The organism is Streptomyces sp. NPDC030991 (assembly GCF_055571235.1).
This window is the reverse complement of record NZ_JBVIFR010000009.1, coordinates 252,005-275,769: the sequence shown is the minus strand read 5'-3', so window position 1 is coordinate 275,769 and position 23,765 is coordinate 252,005. Positions and strand designations below refer to the sequence as shown.

Below are 23,765 nucleotides of genomic sequence, written 5' to 3'. Positions count from 1 at the left end.
CACTGACAACACCTGTCGACTGCACTGCGTTGGGCTGGCTACCTGAGGCTTGCTCGCATGGGTCCGTCGCCGCGATGGCAGCGGCCCGCCCGTGTGGCGCCGGCAAAGCACTTGGACGTGCTGGTGTCGCGCCTGCACGATGCTGTGGTGAACCAGAAGAGCGATCCCTTCGTCGTGATGATGACCATCGACCGCGAGACGTCCTCGGTGGTTCTGACGCGTTCAGACAACAAGGAAGCCAGGGAACCCCTGAATCACCCGATGTTTGCTGATACAAGCCTTTTGGCCCGGATACACTATTCGCCGCCCATGCGTGGCTTGCTTGCTGTCACACGCAACGGTGACGACATCGCCTTCGAACTGCCTGTTCGGGGTTCAACTGACCAGCTGGACCACCGACTTGTCGTGTATCTAGACCAGAACATGTGGCGTCCCGTCAGCGAGGCTCTGCAAGGTGGAGACGCGGTGAGCGGAGAAGACCTCGCAGCTGCTGAGCAGTTGGCGGAGTGGGTTCGGAACAGGCGGATCGTCATGCCGGCCTCGGCGGGCCACTACTACGAGACGACCAAGTGGTCGGTGTCGGACAAGCGGTACAGCCTTGGCCTGACCATTCTGCAGCTGAGTAGAGGCTGGCAGATGCGAGATCCCTTGCAGGTGCGTGAAGACGAGATCCTTGAGATGTTCCGTTGTTGGAAGGGCGAGGCCGACAGCGCCCGAGCGTCTTCCGTGTTCACACTGGCCCCGAACGCGCTCCACGCGCCGTCGCGCGGTGTGACGCCGTACACGCCGCCGTCGGATTTCTCGGCCGACGACGCCTTCCGGTTGGTGTCCCTGACGTCTGCAAGCAACTACATCGACGTCATGCTCGACGCTGAACATCTCGAGCCCGGTCCTGATACCGGGTGGGCAGAGGCGAATCAGCGGTTCAGTGACTGGCTCGACGTTCAGGATCGGGACGCGCAGCAGAAGCGTCGATCGATTGACGTCCTCCTCCTCGATGACTTCAAGCGCGAACTGGCAGAGGGAGCACGCGCGGCGGGAGTGTCCCCGCAAGCACTCCAGCAGTGGGCTGAGAAGCAGCCCATGAAGGGCTTCGGTGCCTTGCCTGCATCGGGGCTCTACCGCGAGATGCTTCACAACCGGCACCTCAACAAGGGCACGCACTGGAGGAGGAACGACCTTACGGACATGATCTATTTGTCCTGTGCGGCCGGGTACGCGGATTTCGTCGTCTGCGAGCGCCATATGCGCGAGCCGCTTGAGCGAGGTATCAGACGGCTCGCTCTCCCCACCAAGGTGTTCCGTCGACTGAGCGAGGCCGTTTCGGCTGTAGGCGATGCTTTGCAACAAAGGATGCCCCATGCCGATTGACCTGCTGGCCAACAAGCGGTAACCCTTCCTGGCAGTTGACGGTCCATGGGGAGCCAGACTGCAATGCGGCACCTTCGGTGAGAGGTCCTCACCGTTGTCGACGAACTCGCCTTTCATCACCTGGAGGCGAACCGCATCGACGTCACGGTCCTCAACGAACTGGCCGTCTCTGCCCACACCGGACCACGCGTCGTTACTCAGCTCCTGACCGGCTGGCCCTCCGTTGCATCTCGCTGGAGGCGGTCGGACAACTGGGTCTCCCGGTAACTGCGGTTCTTCTCCAGTGCCTGCGTGCGACGCAGCGGCGACGGCGACCCTGGTCCTCCGACACTCCGTGAACGAAAGAAGCCGTGAGTCAGAACGTTTGCCTGCGGTTCCGTCCGGTAAACCTGTGGGAATCGAACGGACACCCAATGGATTAAAAGTCCTGGCCAAGGCTTGCCGGGTGGTTCCGGATGGTACTTCCGGCTCCGAAACCACCCGGTCATGGCACATTCACGGAGACGGGCGATCTGCCTCGTGACGGCTCGTGCTACGCCGTCCGCTCACGCATCGCTCACGCAAAAGAGGCTGCTAACCAGTGCGTTCGCTACCTCTGGCGTAGCTCCGCTTTCCGACTAGCTTCAAGGCCGTATCAAGCGTGCCGCCAACGGAGGCCGGACCTACCGATGACCTCCGCGAGTGCGGAGCAGACCGCAGGATCGGCATCGACTGCAACAGCATTTCCGGGTCGCCTCCGGGCACGGAGCAGACACCACCCGTCACCGCGTCCGGTAACCACCACGGCGGATGGCCCCCGAAGGCGCGGAACAGACGGAGTGGTCACGTTGCAGTAGGCCAAGCCGGATGACCTGCACGGGCGCAGAGCGAACAGAGCCACGATGAGTGTGTTGCCGAAGGCATCGGAGTTACCTCTGCGGGTGCGGAGCGATGCTCCACGTGAGCCCCGTGAAGAATCGCGAAGGTGGGTTACCTCCGCAAGTGCGGAGCGAACTGCTCGTAGGCAGCCTGCTGCATGATCTGAAGCGGGTGACCTCCGCGCGTGCGGAGAAGTCCTGATCCTTGAGCTATGCGCCGGTTACGGCGGCGGTTGACCTCCGCGGGCACGGAGCACACGGTCCAGTCATCAAGGGGTTACCAAACGCGCCTCCGCGAGTGCACAGCAAAGTCTGTCGGGGTGGCCGCGATGATCCCGGGGATCTGGGTACCTCAGCTCGTGCAGAGCACGATGCCGCAACTCCTCGCCTCCACCCTCTGCGTGTAACCTCCGCGGGCGCGGAGCGAACGACGAGCAGCGGAGTCCAGTTCGAGGTGGCCCGCGCGTGACTTCCGCGGGCACGGAGCAGACGTACCGGAGCGCGTCTACGGAGTGGTCGTCCTCCGAGTGACCTCTGCGGGACGCAGAGCGGACGCACCGTTCCCCGCTAGGTTGGCGGTGGGCGTCTGGCTACCTCCGCATGTGCGGAGCAGACCCGTTGGGGACCTCGCGTACGCGGTGAGTTTCGGGGGACCTCCGCGGGCGCTAGCAGACCCGACGATGTATTTCTGACCCCGCGGCAGGAGCGGGTGACCTCCGCAAGTGCGGAGCAGCCTGTGGCGTCGACAACGGATTCGTGTTCGACTGCGGGTGACCTCCGCGGGCGTGGAGCAGACGTCGCCATTCCAACCGACGCGCAGAAGATCCCCGGGCTGCCTCCGCAGATTCGGAGCGGCCGTTTACACAGAGACGCCCGGCGGAGATCTGTTCGGGTGACCTCCGCACCGTCCGGAGCAGACCACGGAGCGCCCCGGGTGAGTTCCACTTCGGCGGGTGACCTCCGCGGGTGCGGAGCGGACTCCAGCCAGTGCAGGACGTAGACCCCGTCCGGCGGACGACCTCCGCAGATGCGGAGCGGACGTGGTCTTCGGTCGGGGGTCGCCGGCCGCCGTCGAGTGACCTATGCGGTTGCGGAGTAGACGCGCCCTGGTCACAGCGCTGCTTGATTTCAGGGCGGGTAATCTCCGTAGATGCGGAGGGGGCTCGTGCCGCAGGTCATAGATCCTTTGGTCCACCGGGTGACCTCTGCAGGTGCGGAGTGGTCGCGGCTTTCGGCGCGCAGGCATACCTCCAGGTCGGGTGACCTCCGCAGGCACGGAGTGGCCGTCACGCAGATCACCAGCGAACAGGCGGACCCAGGGTGACCCCCGCGGGTGCGGAGCAGACCCATCCCTCCTCATCGATGAGCAGATGCGGGACGGGTGACCTCCGCAGCTGCGGAGCAGTCGCGATCGATGTGCCGAGGGGCGGCGGCCCGGCCGGGTGACCTCCACAGCTACGGAGCAGACTCTCATTGACCTGCATAGACAGGTCGACCTTGCCGTTCTGTTATCAAGGTGCGCGGCTCACGGCCGGAGGAGCTAACCAGGGTCAGTGGCGTACGAGGCCGTTCTGTGGGTCGAGGCTGATGGCTCTTCCTGCTGCCCGGTAGGGGTTGATGGCGGTGCGTGTGACCGGGTGGGGGAGCAGGATGAGGTCGCGTAGGCCGGGGATGTGGGACCAGTTGTCGGGGGTGTGGGTGGTGGGGTCGCGGCTAGTGAGCCATTGGCTGTTGATGGGGATGGTGGCCTGCATGAGTTGGCGGATGGTGTGGCGGTCGTTGGGGTCGATGTGCTGGGGCAGGGCGGTTCGCGGGGTGTAGTGGGTGGGGTGGAGCCAGTGGTTGCCGTCGGGGGTGAGGTAGGTGGGCAGGATGCGGACGCTCTCGGCGCCGAGTCGGGTGGCGATCTGGTCGGGGTGTTCGTCGGTGTTGGTGAGGGGGTGCAGGTCGCGGACGGCTGCCGGGGCGGGGATGGCGGTGAGGTGGGCTGTGGCGGCGCGTTGGGTGTCGTCGGCGAGGCGGGCCGTGTCGTCGGCGCCCGCGAACTCGGGTCCGTAGACCTGGTCGACGAGGCGTTGGACGTCTTGCGGAACGTTGACCGGTTCGCCGTCGAGGGTGGTGAGGAGGTCGCGGGTGCGGCGCAGGAGGGAGGCCGGGTAGACGTCTCCCCAGGCAGGAGGAGGGAGTTGGCCAGCGGGGATGAGGACAGCCAGGCGTGGGGTGTTCGCCCAGGTGGGGCGGTCGGTGCGGGGGTGGCGGTGGCCGCGGCCGGCTCGCTGGAGGAGGAGGGCGAGGGGGGCGAGGTCGCTGACGACGAGGTCGAAGTCGACGTCGAGGGACTGTTCGGCGACCTGAGTGGTGATCACGACGAATGGCCGGTTGGGGCGTTTGCCGTTGGGGCCGGTCCACCGTTGGAGGCGGCGGGTGATTGCGGCGCGCTGCCGGGCGGGCATCCGGGCGTGCAGGATCCGTACGAGGGGCCGGTCGGTGCTGGTCGCCCAGGTGGTGTCGAGAAGGTCGCGGGTGGCCTGGGCGTCGGCGACGGTGTTGCAGATGATCAACGCGCAGCCCTTGTGGGCCTGTTCGAGGGGGGCGAGGAGGTTGAGGACGGCGCGGGCGCGACCTCGTGCGCGGTCCGGGTTGTGGGTGTGGGTGCAGGTGATGGTGTCGATGTTGAGCGGGTGGGCTCGGTTGGAGCCGAGGGTGGGTGAGGTGGTGATGGTTCCGGTGGTGTGGTCGGTGTAGGTCCAGCCGGGGTAGCTGGGGGTGATCGGTGGGGTGTCGTGGTGTCCGGCGCCGCGGCGGTAGGCGTGGATGAGGGCGGCGGCGGTGTCGCCGGTGACGGTGGCGGACAGCAGAACGACGGGGACGCCGAGTGCGCCGAGCCATTCGAGCAGGCGCAGGGTCAGCGCGTGGCCGTGGGCGTCGTAGGCGTGAACCTCGTCGATGATGACGGTCTTGCCGGACAGGCCGAGCCAGCGCAGGGCCATGAAGCGGTGCGGGAGGACGGCGAGGGCGGCCTGGTCCCAGGTGCCGACGGCGATGCTGGCGAGGAAGCCGCGGTGGCGGCCGCGCAGCCATTCGGCCACGATGTCCGGGCTGCTGGTGGCGGTGGCGAGCTGGTCAGGGGTGTAGTCGGCGTCCAGCCAGGCCATCGCGTGCAGCAGCGTGATGGGGGGCGGAGTACGGCAGTTGGCGCGGGCGTGTGCGCGGACCCGGGCCCACATGGCGTCGGTGGTGGCCATGGTCGGCAGCAGGAAGGCCAGGCCCTTGGTGCCGGCAGACGGCCCCATGATGCGTTCGGCGAACAGGGCACATTCGGTTTTGCCCTCGCCGGGCGGAGCGGTGATCAGCAGTAGTCCGGGGCCGTTCTTCGCCAGGGCTGGGAGGGACTGGGCGAGGCTGGTCTGAAGGGGGTGCGGGGTCTTGCCGCGCAGGTGGGGGAAGAGGTTGCGGAAGCTGCGGGTGCGTTGCCAGGTGGGTGGGACGAGTTGGGCTTCGCGCAGTGTCTTGGGAGCGGCGCGGCGGGCACGGCGTGCGTGGGCGTGCCAGTCGTGGGTACGGTCGCGGTCCCAGCGGCGCTGGCGGGCGCGGATCCAGGACAGTTGGGAGACGAGCCAGTCGGCCAGGATCACCAGGCCGGTGGTGACCGCTGCGGCGGGGCCGGTGGCCGGGGGGGTGGGCCAGGTGGGGGTGCCGAAGAGGTCGTAAATGAGGTGCATGAGGTGTTCGCGCTGCTCGTCCCACGCCTTCTCCCCCAAGCCGGGTGCGGAGGCGAGCGGGCAGGTGAGTTCGCTGCCCTGATGGGAGAGGGCGATCGGGTAGGTGCCGTGGTGGCCGCCGAGGAGCTGGCCGATCTGGTGGGCCGCACCGCGGGTGGGACGGCCGTTGAGCGGCAGACGGTGCAGGCGGTGCAGGAGTTCCGGCAGGACAAGGTGGGTAGCCCGCTGGTGGCTCGGACTGCTGACGTTGGCGGGTGTGGGTTCGTATCCGGGTTCTCCGGTGAGCGGACCGGCGCCCGGCGCGCAGCCCTGGAAGCCGGGAGTGATCTTGCCGAGGTCGTGGAGGCCGGCGAGGCAGATGACGAAGGAGCGGGCCTCGGGCTCGGTCAGTCCCCAGCCGTCGGCGATGACCGTGCGCTGGCGGGGGGTGAGGTAGCGGTCCCACAGGGCTGCCGCCATCACGGCGGCGTCGATGGCGTGGCAGCCCAGCGGATACGGGTGGGTAAGACCGCGTTCCTTGCCCCACAGCCGGGGCTCGAACAGAGCGGACACGCACCCTGATTCCTTTCGTGCGGACGGGCTACCCGGCCCCGGCGTCGGCCGGGGCCGGGTAGCAAGGACGGTGGGGGTCAGGGGCGGTAGGGGGCGATGGACAGCAGGCCCAGGCCGTAGGCGCGGCCCTGGCCGATGCCGGTGGTGATCGCGGTACGCAGGGCCTCGGGGTCGGTGACGGTAGCGACGCCCTCGAAGCGCATCGCACGCAACCGGATCCCCTTGGCATCGATGCGAGAGCCGAGCACGTCGGGCTGCGGGAGGTCGAGGACGAGTTGGTTGGCCAGTCCCGCCCGGCCGGCTTGGCGCTCCCACCAGGCCAGGGCATCCTCGCCCGAGACGGGCACGCGCCTGCCGCGCCGGGCACCGGGCACCGGCACGCTCTTGATCGGGTTGGCGTCGATCCGGAACCGCACGACGCGGCCTTCGCCAACCCAGTTGAGCAGCGGGCCCAGGTCGCGGTATTCGACCTGGCTGGCGTAGCCGGAGGGCAGGGCGTTGCGGTTGATGGGCAGCGTGGACTGGATCAGCAGCAGCGCACCGGCCTGCTCGCGCTCGATGCGGTAAAGGGTGTTCGTGGCCGTCCTGGGGGCGGGTCCGAGGGCGTCGGGGAACAGGGCCTGGACGGTGGCGTGCAGGCGGGTGGCGTCCTTGAGGTCACGGTGGACGACACGACTGCGGGCTTCAAGGTGGAGCCGGGCCAGGTGCACCGTCTGGGTGACGGCCGTGGGGGCGGTGGTCATGCGGCGGCTGCCTCTCGATAGACGGTCAGTGCGGTGAGCCAGTCCGTGCCCCGGCCCGCATCGTCGGCATCGGGCAGCGGGCGTTGCCGCTCCCACACGGGGCGGCCCGCGAAGTGGCGGTGCGGGCCGGGCTGGTCGCGGACCTCCGTGTCCGGCAGGGCTCCGGGCTCGGGGGCGGCGTCGTAGAGGAACGTCACCGGCTCTCGGGCGCCGTACCGCGCTGGGGTGCGGTGCAGTGGCAGGCGGTCGAGTTCGGCCACCGGGTCGCTCACGTCGGACCGGATGAGGATCGGGGTGTCCGGGACGCAGGAACGGCGCCCCAGGTAGGGGGCGAACCGGGGACGTTGGAGGGCCTGGGTGCACCCGAGGAGGGTGGGCGCGGGCCCGGTGACGGCGACGGTGAAGGCGGCGTCCGTCAGGTACCAGCGCTGGGTGAGGATGGTGCCCTCCCCCAGCTTGCGGAACTTGCCGTCGGCGGTGGGCGGGGTGAGATGGCGGGGGTAGCCGCCGCCGATGGTGTGGAAGTCCATCTCCCGCTGACCCGGCCGGTCCACCCGGATGGTGTAGGACAGCTCGGTGAGGTCGGTGTTGTCGCTATCGCGGGGTCGGCCCAGGCAGCAGGCAAGCAGTCCAGTGAGGCCGGAGCGGGTGGGCCAGCGGTAAGTGCTGCGCACTTCGAAGTCCGCGTCCGAGCCCCAGGACTGCAAGGGCCCGGACAGGTGGAGCAGGAGCCCGCCGCTCACGCCAGCTCCTTGGTGACGGTGTCGCTCACGCGGGTGATCAGCTCGTCCAGGCCGTCGAGGCGGTCGCCCAGCGCGTCGAAGGCATCGTCAGTCAGGCCGCTGTGGGCGTGGGTGATCAGTCCCCCAGTGCCCAGGAAGCGGTGGTGTGCCCTGGCGTGGTCGTTCAGCCGCTGCATGGAGCGGGGCAGGTAGCCCTCGGCGCTGTCGGGCACCGGGGTCTCGTACGCGCCGACCAGGCTGACCGGGCGGTCCGACCGCAGTGCGGCGTAGGTCAGGTGCGGCACGGTGAACGGGGCGGTGCCGGAGGCTTTGGCCGGCAGGACCGTGGTGATGAAGGCGCGCATGAACTCCGCGAGTACGGCCTGGGCGGTCTGGGTGTCGCCGTCGAGGTTGCGAACGAGTTCGGTGAGGTTCAAGGAGGTGTAGCGGTAGAAGGTGGCCGAGGTGTAGCGCTGGTCCCCCATGTGCCCGGCGCCGCGCTCGGTGCCCTCCTCATCGAGGATGTCGTCGACCGCCGTGAAGTAGTCCAGCTGGGTGCTGGCCGCGTGGGTGCTCAGTCCGTGCGCCATCTGCACCGCGCCGTCCACGATGGAGCCCGCCTCGTTGGCGAGCATGCGGCCGAAGGCGGCGACCGAGGCGTTCCTCGACTGAAGGATCGTGAGCACCGCCGCCTTCGGCAGGATCTTGGCCGCGTACCTGGCCAGTGGGCTGCCCTCACCGACGGCGGGCTCTTCCTCGTCGTCCGCTGCCGGTTCCAGGTCGGCGTCCGCCTTCCTGCGGGTGGTCCTCTTCGCCGCCTTCACCGCCTCGGCCTCAATGTCGTAGACCGCCTGGGTGATGTCGCCGCGATGGCCGTCGGCGAGGTCTGCCAGTTCGTCCAGTGCGCTCTCCGGCAAGAACAGCAGGGCGTTGGTGCCACCGGAGTCAGCGATGCCCAGCCCCTTCACCCCGGCCGCCAGAATCAACATCTGCCCCGCAGCCAGGGCCAGTTCCGGCTGCCAGCCGCGGGCTCCCAGCCGCTTAGCGACGGCCTGTGGCACGCCGCGGGTTCGCAACGCCCGGATACCGACCGCCTTCTCCACAGCCGTACGGGTGTGCCGCTTGCCGTTCTGCGATGAATTGCGGGCGCGCATCACGCCGCCGTAGCGCGCGGACTTCGGGGCACCCTGCCGGTCGCGGTTCAGATTGGAGTACGGGTACGACTGAATCAGGTGGAGGTCGACGTGCAGGCTTCCGGGGCCGAAGTTGATCACTTGGTCTTCTCCTCAGCGGTGCGAACGGTGGGGATGTGGTAGGCGCGGGCCCATTCGACGCGGACGTCGTCCGCCCACTTCGGCCAGCGGGTCAGATCTCGCAGCAGCACCGGCCACTTGACGGGGATCTGCTGCGAGCGCAGCAGCGAGATCGCGCCGGGAAGCTCTCGGTACAGGTCCTCGCTGCCGAGTTCGGCCAGGTGCGACAGTGCATCGGCGGCGTTCTCCCGGCGCATCGAACCCGTGCGTGCGGCGCGGCCGTAGGACCAGCCCAGGTTCTGCCACACCTCCGCCGGTTTCGCCACAGGCGGCGGGTTCGACTTCGCCGTACGGGGGTTGGGGGCGTCGTGGACCGCGTACAGGCAGGCCACGAGCAAATACGGGAGTTCGGCCCCGCGGGTGGGCGCGTAGGCCGGGATCCCTCCGGCGGGCAGCAGATGCATGTACAGCCGCCATGGGGAGGTCAGTTCCTCGGCCAGGCCGTCACGCAAGGCGGCCCGGCCGCCCGGGGTGGCGCACGCGTTACGGACGGTGCGCATGAACCGCTCGAACGACTCCAGCGGGTTCTTCTTGGCCGACGGGGCGGGCGGGGACTCGGTGGTCACGCGGCCTTCGCCCTCCTTCCAGGAGTGCGGGGATGGGTGAGCTGGGTGCGGGCCTGGGCCACCGGGTGCAATCCCTGCGGGGTGGTCGCAGCCGACCGGGTGATGGCGTCGTAGATCTCCAGGGCCAGGCCGCGAAACCGGGGCACCTCGGCGCTGTCGTGGCTGATCGCCGGCCAGAACAGCACCTCGGCGCGGTCCCAGTACGCCCCAGTCGCCTCATCCGCCCACGGGCAGGACTTCTCACCGGGCGCCAATTGCTTCCACGCCGTACGCAGCGCCCTGGCCAGATCGGCCGCCGCGCCCTCCGCCGCTCTGCGGGTGTCGGCCACGCGGGCGGCGCGTTGCGGATGCCGGGAAGGAAGAAACGCGGCGATGCTCGCCGGGGTCGTCACGGCGTACCAGTGTTCGTCCTTCTCCTGTTTCTCCTGGTGGCAGCCCAGCGCTCGCACGCGCACCGGCCCCAGCCCGTCAAGGACTTCCTCAGGAAGGTCGGCGAACGCGGACAGCCATGCCGGAAGAATCTGCCCCTTGACGCCCGCCGCGGCGGGGTTCTTCGCGTGGATGAAGGCGTCGAAATCCCTCAGTAGGGCACGGCGCCAACTCGCCCGCACCGGACCGCCCTTGGCGCGGTCGATGACGAACGGATCCCGGGCCGCGGGCAGATCCGTCCGCGTGGCCCAGGCCACCCAGCAGCCTGTCGTCTCTGCTCCCGTCTCGTCCGCAGACAGCAGGACATGGTGGGCACTCCGGCCGGTCAGCAGCGAGACGGGTCCGCACACGGGGGATGGCAGCAGGGGGTCTTCGAGTTCCTCACGCTCCCACGGCGCGAGATCCTGTGCCGGATCTTCTCCTCCAGTCGGCGGGGGGCACGACAGGACGAGTGAGGTGAACAGACTCCCGCCCAGCGGGTGGAAGGACACCAGCGCCCGCAATGGCGCGGCCTTCATGTTCTTGGAGTTCACGCCGCCGTGCCGGCGCTGGGCCCCCGTGCCCGACGGGCCGTAGCCGCGCCAGGCGAGCAGCCAGCCCAGTGCCTCGCCCGACGGTACGGGCACCTCCTGCGGCGTCCGGTCCAGCCACGGCTGGTTCGATCCCGACGGCCTCGGCATCACCAGTTTCCCGGGCGGCGCCTGGCGCGAACACTCCGCCGCAAGACGCGGATCCTGGAGGAACGGCCGGTGCGGATCATAGAGATCGAACCGGTGCCGCCACCGGTCGAAGTACGTGTTCACGGCCCCCGCATCGAACCGGCCCGCCGACAGCAGCCCGTCGAAGCGCTCCTCCCACACATCCCGGTCGGACACATCAAGGCCGCCGGCGCGGACCGCGAGCGCGGTCAGAAGGCGCCGCAGCATCGACTCCACCGCCGGGTTCGCCACCTCAAGGTCCGCCACAGCATGAGCGGCCAGAAATGCCGTGCGCAGACCGACTCCTCGGCGACCACCAGGCTCAGCCTTCGGCACCAAGGCCGCCAACTCCTCGGGATCCGCGTCCCGACGGAACACCAGCGTGACGCACGGCTGGTCAGCCGCGATGAAAGCACGCAAGATCCCCCCTCCTCCCAATCTCGGAAACGCCAACAGCGCCCGAACACCGATGAGTTCACGAATAGTCACCGACATCAAGCAGGGAGTGACGCTAAGGGGACGTATGGAACAGGCGCAACCGGAACCTCCGAACTCACCCCAACTGTCAGAGCCGCCCGATAAAGTCCCGGTGGACACGCTCTGCACACACAGAGGTAACCCAGGGACGTATGGGGCAAATCTCCGCAATATCTCCCAGCTCCGCATCAGCGGAGACTCACACCCCCGCCCACCCGATCGAGTGACTTAAATGCATGTCCCACGACTGCGATAGGTCACGATCGAAAGAACGGGCTTGTCGTAACGCATAACAAAATGGCAAAGCACCCCTAACCATGCAGGTCAGCAAGGGTTGGCCCCGCGTCCGCGGAGGTGCCCCGAACTGGGAGTTCAGGTACAGGACGCGGTGCCGGTTGGCTCCGCGTCGCGGAGGTGCCCCGCCAATGGCCCAACTCTGGTGGGCGAGCGCATGGTTGGCTCCGCGTCCGCAGAGGTTCCCCGAGGGGCCGGTGCGCGGCGTAGAGAGTGCGTCCGTTGGCTCCGCGTCCGCGGAGGTCACCCGTCCTTGGAGTCCTGGCCAGAACATGAGGTTGGTTCCGGACGCTTTCCCCACGTCCGGAACCGCCTGGTCAGGAGCACCTCCCCGCACATCGGGCTTCGGTGCCTGACGGCTTCCTGCCGGACCGTCCGCTCATGCAGAGCACCCCGCATGAACTGCACCGGAACACTCTGGACAGGCCGCACTTGCTGATCCATCCAAGATCACAAAAAGTAGGCCCAACCCTACAGACACCGGCCCGTTCGACGGTCAGCCTGGGCGCATCGACTCAGCCTCGTTTCTGTGGCGCGGATCTTCAAGATCAGCAAATGCATCAACTGTGATGCGGACACGCGCCCTCACGGCGGCGAGTCTTGTACGCGGCGCCTCAAGGAGGCTCGGCTCGTTGAGTTCAGCTGCATGTCTGCCTGATCGCGTGGGCGAAGCCGAGGGTGATCACGAAATGTACCTAGCGTGGTACAGACTTCGCGGCGCGAGGCGGAGAGGCTGGTGCCCGAGTTGAGGAGCAGCCAATGAGCGGGCTCGCGGTGGAATTCGAAGTCATTGCTGCCATTTGTGCCGCGAGGGTTCTGATTCGCCAACTCCGAGGGCTGTTGGTGGACATCGGTAACGCAATCCGCGCTTGGCGCTCCGTGCGCGACGCCTTGCAGAACGAGCAGGAGGAACACCACGGCTGACCTCTGCGCTCGCTCCGACTGGGAGGCGGGCGGTCGGCACCAAGCCAGGGCGTTCGGCAGTCGCGCCGCTGCCACCACTGGGTTGGATCTCTGCGGCTGGCCTGGTGACAAAAGGGTGCGGCGTTCCGTTCGGAACGGAGTGGTGGTAGGGGCTTTCCTGGCCTGATCGCGCTTCTGAAGCGGTATACGCCGGTCGTACAGCGGGGTCCCTCGTGGCGGCGGGCCAGTTGCTACGGGAGCGAACGGCGCACTCTGGTGCGGTGGATGCCCATTGCGCTCGTTACAGTGAGTTCGCGATCGCCCACGGTTGACTACTCCGGCCGTTTGCGCAACGAGAGCGGGCCACGCAAGGGAGGGGAATACGCGCATGATTCAACGCCTGGCCATGGCCTTCGGCACGCTCTCCGCCGTGACACTGGCGTTGACGCGTCTCCCTCTGGAACTTGGCAAGTCGTGGGCTTCTGTGGCCCACTCCGCTCAAAGTAGCCGCCTCAGTTGAAAGCGAGCGCTCGGTAGACATTGCGGACATCCGTCAGGGGTTGGCGGTCGCGGGTGTAGTAGAGCTTATTCGTCAACAGAATTGCCCACCGTCGGCGCCGGGGTGAGATCCACATGCCGGTTCCCGTGAAGCCGTAGTGCACCCAGATGTCGTCGGCTGGATCAGCACCGGGGGCGGGGTGCCAGAACAGCCCACGTGCAGGGGCAAGTGAGCCGGTCTGGACACTGAGCGACGCCTCGGACCAGGCAGACCCGAAGCCCGCTCGCTCGGGGACAGCGTTGTCGTTCAACATGTAGCGCAGGAAGCGGGCCAGGTCGTCGAGGACGGTGAAGGCGCCGGCGATGCCGCACACGCCGCCGAGGAGGCGGGCGGAGAAGTCGTGGGCGGTGCCCTTGAGGTGGGTGTTGGTGTCCGGGTCGAGTTCGGTGGGCGCGCACCGGGCGACCGTCGCGGCGGGTAGGGGGCCGAAGCGAGTGGCTTTCATGCCCAGGGGCTGCCAGGTCCGTTCCGTGGCGAGTTGGTCGAGGGGCTGGCCGGAGATGTGTTCGGCGAGGTAGCCGAGGATGAGTGCGGCTCGGTCGGTGTATTCGACGGCCTCGCCCGGTGGGCGGTGGAGGGCTTCGTGCAGTACGCCGTCGCGGATGTCCTGGGGGTCGGTGCCGTACAGGCTCTTCAGTTGGGCCCGTAGCGGGACCCCTGCGGTGTGAGTGAGGAGTTGGCGGGCCGTCACGGCCGCGAGCGAGTGGCCGTCGACCTCCGACCAGAACTCCCCGAGGGGAGAGTCGAGGTCGAGTTTGCCTTCTTCCCACAGTGCGCCGATGGAGGACCAGACGGCGAGGATCTTGGTGAGGCTCGCGGCGTCGAAGACGGTGTCGGGACGCATCGGAGCGTGCGGTACGTCGGGGTCGAGGACGCCGGTGGTGCCGTGGGCGTGGATGCCAGAGGCGTCGCCGACGGCCCAGACGGCGCCGGGGTAGACCTTATCGCGGACGCCTTCGTCGAGCAGGGCTTCGATGCGGTCGGTGCGGTACGTCATGGTCTCCCTGTTCGCCGTGGGCATCCCGCCGGTCAGCGTAGTGACCGGGGTGGGTGGGGCCGGGCAATGGCGTGCCGGACGTCAGCTGGCCATGGTCGTTCTAGGTGAGCTGGCGGCCCAGATCGGTCAGGGCCTGCGCGGTGGCAGAGAGCGGGTAGCGGGCGGCGTTCGCGTGGCCCGCCCGGCGCAGAGCCGGAAGTAGGCCAGGTGTCGTGCGTAGCCGGTCCAGGTCGCGTGCGAGGGCTGCGGGGCTGGTGAAGTCGGTTGCCATGCCGGAGGCGGCGAGGGTTTCGCTGAGGCCGGGTACGGGTTGGTAGAGGACGGGGAGGCCGCAGGCTTGGGCCTCCAGTGCGACCAGGCCCATGGCCTCCAGGGTGGTGGAGGGCATGACCAGTAGGTCGTGCTCGGTGAAGGTTTTCCACAGCTGTGGGCGGCGGAGCCAGCCTAGGTAGCGGGTTCGTACGCCGGCTCGTTGCAGCAGTGGGGCCAGCGTGTGGAACTGGGCTGGGGGTGCGGCGACGCTCAGTTCGACGCCCGGCACCGAGGCCAGGCTCTTCACCAGGGCCTCGACGCCCTTCTCGGTTGTGAGTCGGCCCGCGTACAGCAGCCGTAGGTGGCTCGTTGGAGAGCGGGCAGGCCGGGCCGGTGGATCGGTGATCAGGTGGTCGGGGATGCCCCAGGGGATGTGGGTGATCTTGCGGCGGTTGACCAGTGGAATGAGTTTGCGGAGTTGATCGGCCATCGCGCTGGTGGGGACAACGATCGCGTCTGCAACCTTCGTCGTCTCGTGCAGCACCTGGAGTTGCTCGCGGTGGATCTCGGCGAAGAGCAGGTCTGTGCCGTGGACCAGGACGATGCGGGGGTGTGAGGGGAGCGCGCGGATCAGGGCGGGGGTGGCCCCAAAGGTGAGGTGCTGCAGGTGCAGCACGTCGATCCGGGTCGGGTCGATCGCGGCCGCCAGTGCCGAGCGCAGCTCGGCTACGTATCGGCTGAAGGCTGGGCCCTCCAGGCACTTTCCGGGGACTTGGAGGAGGTCGAGGCCGGCCGGGAGGTGAGGTCGCGGGCCGGTAGGGGCGAGCATGAACGCCCGTGCTGGGATGAGTGGTTGCTCGCCCGTGTAGAGGTCGAGGAAGAGTTCGACGCTGCCTCCCGGGCTTCCGGCGGGCAGGTCCAGCAGGGTGGCGGCCAGTGGCGCGGTGGTCGGTTGCGGGGTCACCGGACTCCTCCGGGGATCTCTTCGTAGAGGCGGGAGATGTCGATGCCGTCCGTCGCCGCGTACTTGGCGTCCTGCTGCTGGTAGCTGGCCGGTGTGCCGAAGGCGCTGAGGAAGACGAGCTTGCCGAAGGTCATGCCCGCGTAGATGCGAACCGGCCGGGCGGCACGGATCTCCAGGGTCCAGCGAATGGCGTGACCTTGGTGGCCGAGCGGGGCGGAGACGTGGACCCAGATGCCGAGCGCGCCGATGGTGCGGTCGCCGTTGAGCAGTTGTGCGTACGTCTCGGAGCCGGTCCTCTCCAGCGTGACGCCGAGATAGAACGCGTCCGGCGTCAGCACCAGGCCCGCGGCCGGGATGGTCTGCTCGGCGAACGCAGTTGGGACGGCTGCGTCCAGCTCTCCGTCGCAGATACGGATGGTGTCGCCGAGTCGCCAGTCGTAGGCGTTCGGGGAGAGACGGGCGGGGTCGTACGGGTCGATCGTGATCTCGCCTGCCTGGATGGCGGCGCTGATCGCGGGGCCGGTGAGGATCACGAGGCGACCACCTTGAGCCGGGCCGCGTCGCGCCAGTAGGCGGAGGGCTGCGGGCCGATGGCGGCCTGGTACTTGCCTTGGTAGGGGGCGATGGAGCCGGTGGAGACGAAGAACATGATCTGCCCGATGCGCATGCCCGCGTACACCCGTAGCGGGCGGATCGGGGAGAGCATCAGCGTCCACTGGCCGTGGAAGCCGATGTCGCCGATCGGGGCGGTGATCTCGACGAAAAGGCCAAGCCTGCCGACGGAGGAGCGGCCGAAGAGCAGCGGTACGTAGGTGTCGGAGCCGACCTGTTCGACGGTGTGTCCGAGGTACAGCTCACCGGGCCGGAGTACGTATCCGCTCTTCCCGATCGTGACCTCGTGGGTGGGGTTGGGGCGGTGGGCGTCGATCACGGTGTCGGTGTAGGTCAGCAGGGTGGGGCCGAGGCGGACGTTGTAGCTGTTGGGGTTGACCTGTTCCGGTTCGAAGGGCGCGATGGTCAGGCGTCCGTCGTGGGCAGCGGCGGTGATCTCGGGCCCGGTAAGGATCATTGCTCGCCTCCTGTAGCGGTGTCGTCAGCGCCAGCCAGGGGTGTGAGCAGGACGCTTCGTACGGCTTGGCCGAGCCGTAGTCCGGCTTGATGTGTTCGTCCGCCGAGGTGGCTGTCGGCGAGGTAGTCGGTCGTCAGCACGCTGCTCGTCGCCGGGGGCAGAGGGGCGGGAGCGATGGCCAGAGGACCGACACGGTCGGTGAGGTGGCCGAGCAGCTTCTCGTGGTCCTGGGCGTGGTCGTTGGGGAGGCGGGCGTGGACGAGTTGGTTGTCGAAGGGCTCGATGGTCAGCAGGTCGCCGAGGGTGAGCACTTCTCGGAGCGGCGTGGAGCGCAGGGCGGTCTCGTTGAGGACGACCGCGTCCGCGCCGAGGCCCGAGTGCAGTCGGCCGGCGACCTCTGCCAGCAACTGGCGTCGGTCGAACGAGGCATTGCGGTAGGGCTCGTTCACGATGCCGAGCGGGCTGGCGAGTGTCCGGCCGACGAGTGCGATCTTGTCCTGCACCGTGGCGAGGTTCTTGGGCAGCCCGTGCGAGCTGGGGAAGGTGCCCGTGCGGGCGGCCCAGCCGGTTCCGATGGGCTCTGCGGTGGCGTATCCGATGCCGAGTTCGCGTCCCTTGACCACGAGGGTGTCGCCGACGGGTACGGGGCCGTACGTGTCGCTGTGGCAATGCCCGGCGAAGATGATGTCCGCGAAGGGGCAGGCGGCGGCCATCTTCAGGTCCTCGTCGAAGCCGGAGTGGGACAGCACGATCCAGTCATCGGTGCGGTGGTGATGTTCGAGCATCACCTCGCGCAGGGCCTGAGCAGGGTCGGTGACGTGGTGACCGATGCGGTCGCCGGTGGGGATCGCGTTGAACGCCTGGGTGCCGATCACTGCGGTGACGGCGACGCGTCGGCCGGCGATACGCTCGATGCGTACGCGGTCGAAGAGTGGATTGCCGTCGTCGTCGGTCGTGTTGGCGCACACGGTCATCTCGCGCAGCCCCGGCTCGAAATGGTGCCGCCAACCGTGATTCCCCGGGGCCAGCAGGTCGTAGAGGCTGGTGAGGATCTCGTGCTCGATCTGGCCTTGGCCGAGGCGGTAGAAGCCGCTGCCTTCGAAGAAGTCGCCGCAGTCCACGATCAGGCTCTCGGCCCTGGCTGCGTGGAGATGGGCGAGCATCGGTGCGGGGGAGGCGAAGGCGGAGTGGACGTCCGTCGTGGCGATGATCCGCCGTAACTGCCGGTTCATGGTGTGACCTCGCAGATGTCGGCGCCGAGGGCATACAGCTTGGTGGGAAGGTCGGCGTGGCCGCGTCGGAGCTGCTCCAGGCCGCCCAGGGTGGTGACGCCTTGCGCTGTCAGGCCGGCGATGAGCAGGGCGGACCCGGTGCGGATGTCGGTGGCCTCGACACCGGCTCCGATCAACTGCTGCGGACCGGTGAGACGGCACTTGGTCGGGGACAGTTCGTGGATCTCGGCACCGAGACGGGCCAGCTGTGGCAGCAGGTTGCTGTGGCGGCCGGGGTTGATCGTGTCGGAGAAGAGATGCGTACCGGGGCGAGTGAGGGCCAAGGCCATCAAGGACGGCTCGAAATCGGCATCCAAGCCCCTGGGGGCGAGGGAAGCGATGGCCCGCAGAGACCGGCTGGTGGGTCGGGTTTCTCGCGCTCGGACGGTGATCACGTCGTTCTCGGTGTCGGAGGGAACCCCGAGCCACCGCAGGGCCCTGACCAGGGGGACGACATCGTCACCGCGTACACCGCAGAGGCGTGCGTCGCCGCCTGTGACCGCGACCGCGCAGGCCAGAGTCCCGGCCTCGCTCTTGTCGCCGGGCACGCGCCAGAAAATGGTCTCCGGTGGCGCGGCCAAAGGAGGCGCGAGGGCGAGGAGTGCCTCACTGACTCGGCACTGCCAGCCAGCCGTCCGCACCGCCTCAACAACAGCCAGCACTTCCGGCGAAAGGTTGGGCAACCCCAGCCGCAGTGGCCGTCCGGCCACGACCGCACGGAGAAGAGCGGCGATGGTCGCGCCTCGGGAGCGGAAGGGAAGCGTGATCGAGACCGTTTCCGGTCGGGCACTGGCTGCTTCTACGACGTAGCCGTGGTCGTCGACGGTCGTGCGGTCGCCGAAGCGTTCGTAGACCTTGAAGTGCTGTTCCATGCCGCGTTCCCCGATCCGGCAGCCGCCCGGCCAAGGGAGGCACGCCCGGCCGTATGTGCCCAGCAGGGCGGGGACGAGGTAGTACGAGGCCCGGATGCGGGCGGCGATGTCGAGGTCGGACCCGGCTTGGGGCTTGTCGTCCGGCAGGATCACCGCGGTGTGCAGGTCGCCGACGGGTCGGGCTGTGTGCCAGCCGGCCTGCTGGAGCAGGGCGAGCATCGTCTCGACGTCGGCGTTCGCCGGGACGTTGCCCACGTGCACGGGGCGGTGCAGAGCCGCCGCGGCTGCCAGGAGCGGCAGTGCTGCGTTCTTGGACCCGTCGACCGTCACGGAGCCGGTGAGAGGGCTCCCGGGGCGGATGGCCACCACTTCGGCGGCGACTGGAGGGATCCGTACGGCTGTCAACCGTCAACTCCTTTGCAGAGGTACGTGTCGTGAGGGCTGGGCTGGGGCGCCGACCTTGAACTCGGCCCAGCAGCGTTTGCCGGACGGCAGCGGATCGACTCCATGGCGATCGGCCAGGGCGGCGACGAGGAACAGGCCGCGCCCGCCCTCTGCCTCCATGTCCGGCAGTCCGGCTCGTGGGACCTTGCGGTCGGCATCGGTGACCTCGATCAGCAGACGCTCGCCGTCGAGGCGGGCGCCGGCCGAGATCGGGCCGTCGCCCGCGTGCCGCACCGCGTTCGTCAGCAGTTCGGCGGCGACCAGTTCTGCCGTGCTCAGCAGGTCCTGGTCGAGGGAGGCGTCCCAGCGCCGTATCCCGTTCGCGAGCTGCTGCCGCGCGGAGCGGGCGGCGGCAGGTGTGCCGTGAACGGAGAATCGGATCTGGTGCGCTTCCATGAGCTGCCTCCTGGATCGGTGCGGCTGCTCCAAGCAACCGCTCCGGAGGCAAGCTGGACTACGCCGTGTGCTGGGGTTGCATCACTTATGCAGGAGCCGCATCGCGGTGAATCGCCGCTCGGTTACGCTCGGTTGAGCAGGCAGGATCGGCGACGGCAGGAGGGGCCGTGGCACAGATGGCCGAAGAACAGAGCGAGGCGAGACGGATCGGCGAAGTGATCCGTCAGGCACGTGTTTTACAGCGGCGCTCGCAGAAGGACGTGGCCGCCGCACTGGGGTATCACCAGTCGAAGGTGAGCCGCCTGGAAAGCGGCAGGGGCACGGAGGACGTGCGTACGCTGCGCGAGGTCGCGCAGGTGCTGGACATTCCACCGCACCGTCTGGGCCTCGCCGCCGCATCTGACACCGGCCCCGCCCCTGAGCCCGGAGCAGAGGACATGCACCGCCGTACCTTCCTCGCCGCGAGCGTGGCCGCGCTCGCGGCTCCGTCGCCGCCATCGTCGTCGTCGACCACCGCGCATCACGACCTGATCCGCGTCCTGCTGCCGGGTACGAGCCCCGTCGCCACCGGGCAAGCCCTGGGCATCGACGAGCTGCGGGACCGGCTGCGGGCAGTACGCCGGATGTTCTACGTGTGCGACTACGCGGAACTGGAGCAGACCCTGCCGGGACTGATCGCCGACCTGCGCCAGGCCGCTGGCGGTGGCTCCTCCGGCTCGGCGGAGGCGTCCGGGCTGCTCGCGACCGCGTACCAGACATCGGTGAGCCTGCTGCTGAAACGAGCCGACCAGGGCAACGCCTGGCTCGCGGCCGGTCGGGCCATGGCCGAGGCGGAACGATCCGGAGACCCGGTCGTCCTCGCTGCCAGCGTCCGCGTGCACGCCCACGTCCTCGTACGAGACAAGCACACCGCCCAGGCCGTGAACATGGTCCGCCACACCGCCGACCAGCTCACCGGCTCCTACGACCAGCGCTCCCCCCGCTACCTGGCGGCGGTCGGACTGCTCCTGCTGCGCGGGGCGACCGCCGCCAGCAGAAACGGTGACCGCGACACCACCCAGGACTTCCTCACCGAGGCCAAGGAAGTGGCCCGCTACGTCGCCTTCGACCAGCCGGACGCCTGGGCGAACTTCAGTCCCACCAACGTCGCCCTGCACGAGGTCAGCGCGGCCGTCTCCTTCGGCGACGCCGGCATCGCCCTGCAGACCGCCCGGCCCCTCATGCGCCGCCACATTCCCGTCCCCGAACGCCGGGCCGCGCTGTGGGTGGAGACCGCCCGCGCCTACAGTCAGCAGGGCAGACTCGCCGACGGCTACCAGGCCCTGCGCATCGCCGAGAGCTGCGCGGCACAGGACATCCGCCGCCCGGCCGTACGCGAACTGGTCGCCGACATGGCAGCCCGCGACCGCCGCCGAGCCTTGCCCGAACTGCACCACTTCAGCCGCCAACTGGGAGTGCCCGCGTGAGTGACCAGCCCGACAAGCCGTTCCTCCAGATCGTGGTCTGCGCGGCCGGAGTCGCTGGTGACGTCGGCAAGCTGATCACCGCGGCCCACGAGCGGCAGTGGGACGTGGGCATCGTCGCCACACCACAAGGGCTCGGCTTCCTCGACGTGGAGGCGTTGGAGAGCCAGATCGGACGCCCCATCCGCTCGGCCTGGCGCTCGGTGGGCGAGCCGCGCCCGACCCGGCCCGCCGATGCGATCGCGGTCGCCCCGGCCAGCTTCAACACCGTCAACAAATGGGCCGCCGGAATCTCCGACAACCTCGCGCTCGGCATCCTGTGTGAAGCACCCGCCATGGACGTCCCCATCGCCGTACTGCCGTATCTGAACTCCGCGCAGGCCGCCCACCCCGCGTACCGCCGGAGTCTGGAGCAGCTGCGTGAGATGGGCGTCCTGATCGGCTCGTACGAGCCTCACCGGCCGAAGGCCGGCGGAGGGGCCGACCGCTACCGCTGGGAAGAAGTGCTGGAGCTGCTCGCCCCCAGGCTGTCCGCGCGGTCGTGATCAGGGCTGCGCCGTGCGCGGTCACGCCTACGGGCCAGCGCTGGTATCCGGGCCCGTTCATGGCGTTCAGCCGGAGCGCTTGTAGCCAACCCAGAACCGGCCGCCGACCTGCCCGAGTACCTCGTCCACCACATCGATGAGGGTGGCTCGACGGCGCCACCCGGGACTGAACTACGGATGGAACGGCGCCGCAGGGATTGAGTCGTTATTGCACAAGGCGGAGAACGGGTCGCTGTTCCTGGACGTCGAGCAGTTCACGAACCCGCTTGGGCGTCCAGGCCAGTTCATGGGCCAGTGTGGCCACCGAGAGGTCCGCTTCTTTGCAGGCCAGTTCGAAGGCTTGGCGCAGCAGTGACGGCTGTTCACCGGTGTAGTTCGATACCGACTCGGGGATGAAGCCTGGCTGGCCATCCAGCGCGCGAAGGCGTTGATATGCGCGGCTGGTCGTGGCGTCGGAGATCAGGCCGAGTTCACGGCATCGGTAGACGAGCGAGTGGATGGAGACACCCCAGACCTGCCTCAGCTCGGCCAGGCGCGCGAGATCCATCCGCTTGGGTAGGTGGGGCAGGATGCTGTCCTGGGGGGTGAGGAACTCGGCGGCGAAGGCGTCGGCCTCCTTTTCCTGCCGGCTGTCACCGGTGGCGTCGCCGTGAAGTACGAGGTGCCCGAGTTCATGGGCGGCCGTGAAGCGGTGACGGTAGATGTCGTCCGCCCGATTCGCTGTGAGGACCACGAGGGGGCGCGCCGCCCTGGTGGAGAACGCGTCCACGGTCGCCGCCGAAGGATCGGACGCGGGCGGCAGCACGACAACGATGCCGTGGGATTCCATACGTCGGACGAGGTGGGTGACCGGCCCATCCCCCATCCCCCAACGCCGCCGAAGCTCTCGTGCTGCCGCTGCAGGGTCGGTGGGCAGTTCCGCTCCGGGATGGACCTCGCCGCCGGCGAAGCCGGGCAGGTTCACCAGGGGAAGCTGAATCCGCCGTTCGAGGGCGTAGGTGAGTTCCCACACCTGTTCGGCGAAGGCCAGGGCGCGTTCCCTCTGCGACTTCGGTGTGCTGCGCAAGCTGCGGAAATGGGCCATGGAGGAGTCGAGCCGGTTTGCCGGACGGCCGACCAAGAAGAAAGTGGCAGGCACACCGAGCACTTCGGCAAGACGGGGGATAAGGTCCGGACGAGGACGGGACACCCCGGTCTCGTACTGGCCCACGGCCGCCGGAGTCACCCCAAGAGCCTGCGCGACGTCCTTCTTCGTCATCTCAGCCAGCCGACGCGCCTGCGTCAGACGGGTGGGATCGAAGCCGTCGGAAATGGCGCGGGGCGTGGTGCCCCGCTCCTCCAAGCCCGGGATGAGGTCTTGCTTAATCGTTCGCATCGTCTTCGCTGGTCTGGTCGTCGGCCGGCTCTGCTTCGGTCAGCGGCGGAACGTCACGCTGTTGATCAACGCTCGCACGCGACGACAGCGTAAACGTCGGCTGTGCCCCGCCGTCGAAGCTTGTCAGTTCCCGCTCGGACGAAGTTGCCTGCTTGGGGATCGTCCCCAGACGTTGGCCGTGGAAGGTGACGGTTTCCGGCAGTGGAAGCGGCTCCGGGAGGGTCGCCCACTCCAGGCGTCGCTCCGCCCCCAGCGCGGCCCTGCCCCAATGAGCCTCCAGCAGCTCGGAAGCGTTGCACGCGAAGGGAACCAGGATCAGTTGCGTCCCGGGCGGCACAGCCGCGAGACCCCCTCTGGGCTTCACCACCTCAGCGCTCTCGTCAAAGCCGTCCAGCTCGAACGCACCCTGCTCATGGGTGGGGGGCGGCGCGAAGTTGAACAACTCCTTCACCAAGCGGGACTCGCGAGGAATGCGAGCTGTACGTACGTCCGACTTGGTCTTCGAGTACAGGAACGGATAGAGCAGACCGTTCCCCACGATTATCAGCTCGAACGGGAACCCGAACGGCTTGACGGGAGTGGCGCCCGGCAGATCCTTCAACTCCTCCCACACCCGCTCGAACTGGCCTTGCCACCGGGCCGAGCCGTAGGTGTGGTTGGTACGCGAATCAGTCTGTTCCTGTGCGGCCTGGGCGTTCGCCTGCATGTTTCGCAGCGCCTGCCCGAGGCCCACACGGACCGCGGGTGCTTGCTCGCCGAACACATCGGTCGTCCAGGAGGGAAGATGCACACTCATGCGACGACTCCTCTGATCGGACTTCGCATTGGAGCAGTTAACCGGCAGATGCACTTTAGTTGATGTCATAGATTTTGCACAAGTGCTTCTCCGTGGCGCGCGATTCGCACGGATG

The 23,765-nt window shown here is 68.3% G+C and carries 19 protein-coding genes; 4 read left to right on the top strand and 15 right to left on the bottom strand.

The window, feature by feature from the left end:
- Window positions 1-147 precede the first annotated feature (147 nt).
- Window positions 148-1,371: a hypothetical protein gene (locus ACZ45E_RS19735; RefSeq protein WP_468222232.1), complete on the top strand. Its 1,224-nt coding sequence runs from the start codon at window positions 148-150 to the stop codon at window positions 1,369-1,371.
- Between the two features lie 2,407 nt (window positions 1,372-3,778).
- Here the strand turns inward: ACZ45E_RS19735 and cas3 are convergent.
- From cas3 to casA, 6 genes are all read right to left on the bottom strand, one after another.
- On the bottom strand, window positions 3,779-6,502 hold the full coding sequence (gene cas3 / locus ACZ45E_RS19730; protein ID WP_468222230.1) for a CRISPR-associated helicase Cas3': 2,724 nt from the start codon (window positions 6,500-6,502) through the stop codon (window positions 3,779-3,781).
- Between the two features lie 77 nt (window positions 6,503-6,579).
- Entirely contained in the window at window positions 6,580-7,245 is a 666-nt protein-coding gene (gene cas6e, locus ACZ45E_RS19725) for a type I-E CRISPR-associated protein Cas6/Cse3/CasE (protein ID WP_468222229.1), read from the bottom strand.
- Window positions 7,242-7,988, bottom strand: coding sequence for a type I-E CRISPR-associated protein Cas5/CasD (cas5e, locus tag ACZ45E_RS19720; RefSeq protein ID WP_468222227.1), 747 nt, complete (start codon window positions 7,986-7,988; stop codon window positions 7,242-7,244). Before cas5e ends, cas6e begins: the two co-directional genes overlap by 4 nt.
- Window positions 7,985-9,241: a type I-E CRISPR-associated protein Cas7/Cse4/CasC gene (gene cas7e, locus ACZ45E_RS19715; RefSeq protein ID WP_329410956.1), complete on the bottom strand. Its 1,257-nt coding sequence runs from the start codon at window positions 9,239-9,241 to the stop codon at window positions 7,985-7,987. Before cas7e ends, cas5e begins: the two co-directional genes overlap by 4 nt.
- On the bottom strand, window positions 9,238-9,846 hold the full coding sequence (gene casB, locus ACZ45E_RS19710; protein WP_329410955.1) for a type I-E CRISPR-associated protein Cse2/CasB: 609 nt from the start codon (window positions 9,844-9,846) through the stop codon (window positions 9,238-9,240). The genes cas7e and casB overlap by 4 nt, the downstream gene beginning before the upstream one ends.
- Entirely contained in the window at window positions 9,843-11,393 is a 1,551-nt protein-coding gene (gene casA, locus ACZ45E_RS19705) for a type I-E CRISPR-associated protein Cse1/CasA (RefSeq protein WP_468222226.1), read from the bottom strand. Before casA ends, casB begins: the two co-directional genes overlap by 4 nt.
- Window positions 11,394-12,503: 1,110 nt before the next feature.
- On the opposite strand from casA, the gene ACZ45E_RS19700 reads away from it, so the two are divergent.
- A complete protein-coding gene (locus ACZ45E_RS19700) occupies window positions 12,504-12,668 on the top strand; it encodes a hypothetical protein (protein WP_193381363.1) in 165 nt (54 codons plus the stop codon).
- Between the two features lie 491 nt (window positions 12,669-13,159).
- Here the strand turns inward: ACZ45E_RS19700 and ACZ45E_RS19695 are convergent, their stop codons facing one another.
- The 7 genes from ACZ45E_RS19695 to ACZ45E_RS19665 form a co-directional block, all read right to left on the bottom strand.
- Window positions 13,160-14,203 (bottom strand): serine hydrolase domain-containing protein, encoded by a 1,044-nt coding sequence (locus ACZ45E_RS19695; protein WP_468222224.1) that lies wholly within the window; start codon window positions 14,201-14,203, stop codon window positions 13,160-13,162.
- 100 nt (window positions 14,204-14,303) lie between these two features.
- Window positions 14,304-15,419, bottom strand: a complete 1,116-nt coding sequence (locus tag ACZ45E_RS19690) for a glycosyltransferase family 4 protein (protein WP_468222223.1) — start codon at window positions 15,417-15,419, stop codon at window positions 14,304-14,306.
- A complete protein-coding gene (locus ACZ45E_RS19685) occupies window positions 15,416-15,952 on the bottom strand; it encodes a dCTP deaminase (protein ID WP_329410948.1) in 537 nt (178 codons plus the stop codon). Before ACZ45E_RS19685 ends, ACZ45E_RS19690 begins: the two co-directional genes overlap by 4 nt.
- Window positions 15,949-16,488, bottom strand: a complete 540-nt coding sequence (gene dcd, locus ACZ45E_RS19680; protein ID WP_329410946.1) for a dCTP deaminase — start codon at window positions 16,486-16,488, stop codon at window positions 15,949-15,951. The genes ACZ45E_RS19685 and dcd overlap by 4 nt, the downstream gene beginning before the upstream one ends.
- A complete protein-coding gene (locus ACZ45E_RS19675) occupies window positions 16,485-17,720 on the bottom strand; it encodes a bifunctional UDP-sugar hydrolase/5'-nucleotidase (RefSeq protein ID WP_329410944.1) in 1,236 nt (411 codons plus the stop codon). The genes dcd and ACZ45E_RS19675 overlap by 4 nt, the downstream gene beginning before the upstream one ends.
- Window positions 17,717-19,000: a UDP-N-acetylglucosamine 1-carboxyvinyltransferase gene (locus ACZ45E_RS19670; protein WP_468222345.1), complete on the bottom strand. Its 1,284-nt coding sequence runs from the start codon at window positions 18,998-19,000 to the stop codon at window positions 17,717-17,719. Before ACZ45E_RS19670 ends, ACZ45E_RS19675 begins: the two co-directional genes overlap by 4 nt.
- Window positions 19,001-19,039: 39 nt before the next feature.
- A complete protein-coding gene (locus ACZ45E_RS19665; RefSeq protein ID WP_329410941.1) occupies window positions 19,040-19,471 on the bottom strand; it encodes an ATP-binding protein in 432 nt (143 codons plus the stop codon).
- 176 nt (window positions 19,472-19,647) lie between these two features.
- Between ACZ45E_RS19665 and ACZ45E_RS19660 the strand changes: the two genes are divergently transcribed.
- Both ACZ45E_RS19660 and ACZ45E_RS19655 read left to right on the top strand, forming a co-directional pair.
- Entirely contained in the window at window positions 19,648-20,937 is a 1,290-nt protein-coding gene (locus ACZ45E_RS19660) for a helix-turn-helix domain-containing protein (RefSeq protein WP_329417071.1), read from the top strand.
- Window positions 20,934-21,479 (top strand): flavoprotein, encoded by a 546-nt coding sequence (locus ACZ45E_RS19655; protein ID WP_329410939.1) that lies wholly within the window; start codon window positions 20,934-20,936, stop codon window positions 21,477-21,479. Before ACZ45E_RS19660 ends, ACZ45E_RS19655 begins: the two co-directional genes overlap by 4 nt.
- A 205-nt stretch (window positions 21,480-21,684) precedes the next feature.
- Here ACZ45E_RS19655 and ACZ45E_RS19650 read toward each other — a convergent pair whose 3' ends face one another.
- Both ACZ45E_RS19650 and ACZ45E_RS19645 read right to left on the bottom strand, forming a co-directional pair.
- Window positions 21,685-22,854 (bottom strand): helix-turn-helix domain-containing protein, encoded by a 1,170-nt coding sequence (locus tag ACZ45E_RS19650; protein ID WP_468222221.1) that lies wholly within the window; start codon window positions 22,852-22,854, stop codon window positions 21,685-21,687.
- Complete coding sequence (locus tag ACZ45E_RS19645) at window positions 22,841-23,650, bottom strand: hypothetical protein (RefSeq protein WP_468222219.1); 810 nt, start codon at window positions 23,648-23,650, stop codon at window positions 22,841-22,843. The genes ACZ45E_RS19650 and ACZ45E_RS19645 overlap by 14 nt, the downstream gene beginning before the upstream one ends.
- Window positions 23,651-23,765 lie beyond the last annotated feature (115 nt).

Excerpts from the sequence above, each read along its gene's own strand:
- ACZ45E_RS19650 (WP_468222221.1), bottom strand. The coding sequence starts at position 22,854 with ATGCGAACGATTAAGCAAGACCTCATCCCGGGCTTGGAGGAGCGGGGC.
- ACZ45E_RS19700 (WP_193381363.1), top strand. The coding sequence starts at position 12,504 with ATGAGCGGGCTCGCGGTGGAATTCGAAGTCATTGCTGCCATTTGTGCC.
- dcd (WP_329410946.1), bottom strand. The coding sequence starts at position 16,488 with ATGATCCTTACCGGGCCCGAGATCACCGCCGCTGCCCACGACGGACGC.
- ACZ45E_RS19645 (WP_468222219.1), bottom strand. The coding sequence starts at position 23,650 with ATGAGTGTGCATCTTCCCTCCTGGACGACCGATGTGTTCGGCGAGCAA.
- ACZ45E_RS19660 (WP_329417071.1), top strand. The coding sequence starts at position 19,648 with ATGGCCGAAGAACAGAGCGAGGCGAGACGGATCGGCGAAGTGATCCGT.
- cas6e (WP_468222229.1), bottom strand. The coding sequence starts at position 7,245 with ATGACCACCGCCCCCACGGCCGTCACCCAGACGGTGCACCTGGCCCGG.
- ACZ45E_RS19675 (WP_329410944.1), bottom strand. The coding sequence starts at position 17,720 with ATGAACCGGCAGTTACGGCGGATCATCGCCACGACGGACGTCCACTCC.
- ACZ45E_RS19695 (WP_468222224.1), bottom strand. The coding sequence starts at position 14,203 with ATGACGTACCGCACCGACCGCATCGAAGCCCTGCTCGACGAAGGCGTC.
- ACZ45E_RS19665 (WP_329410941.1), bottom strand. The coding sequence starts at position 19,471 with ATGGAAGCGCACCAGATCCGATTCTCCGTTCACGGCACACCTGCCGCC.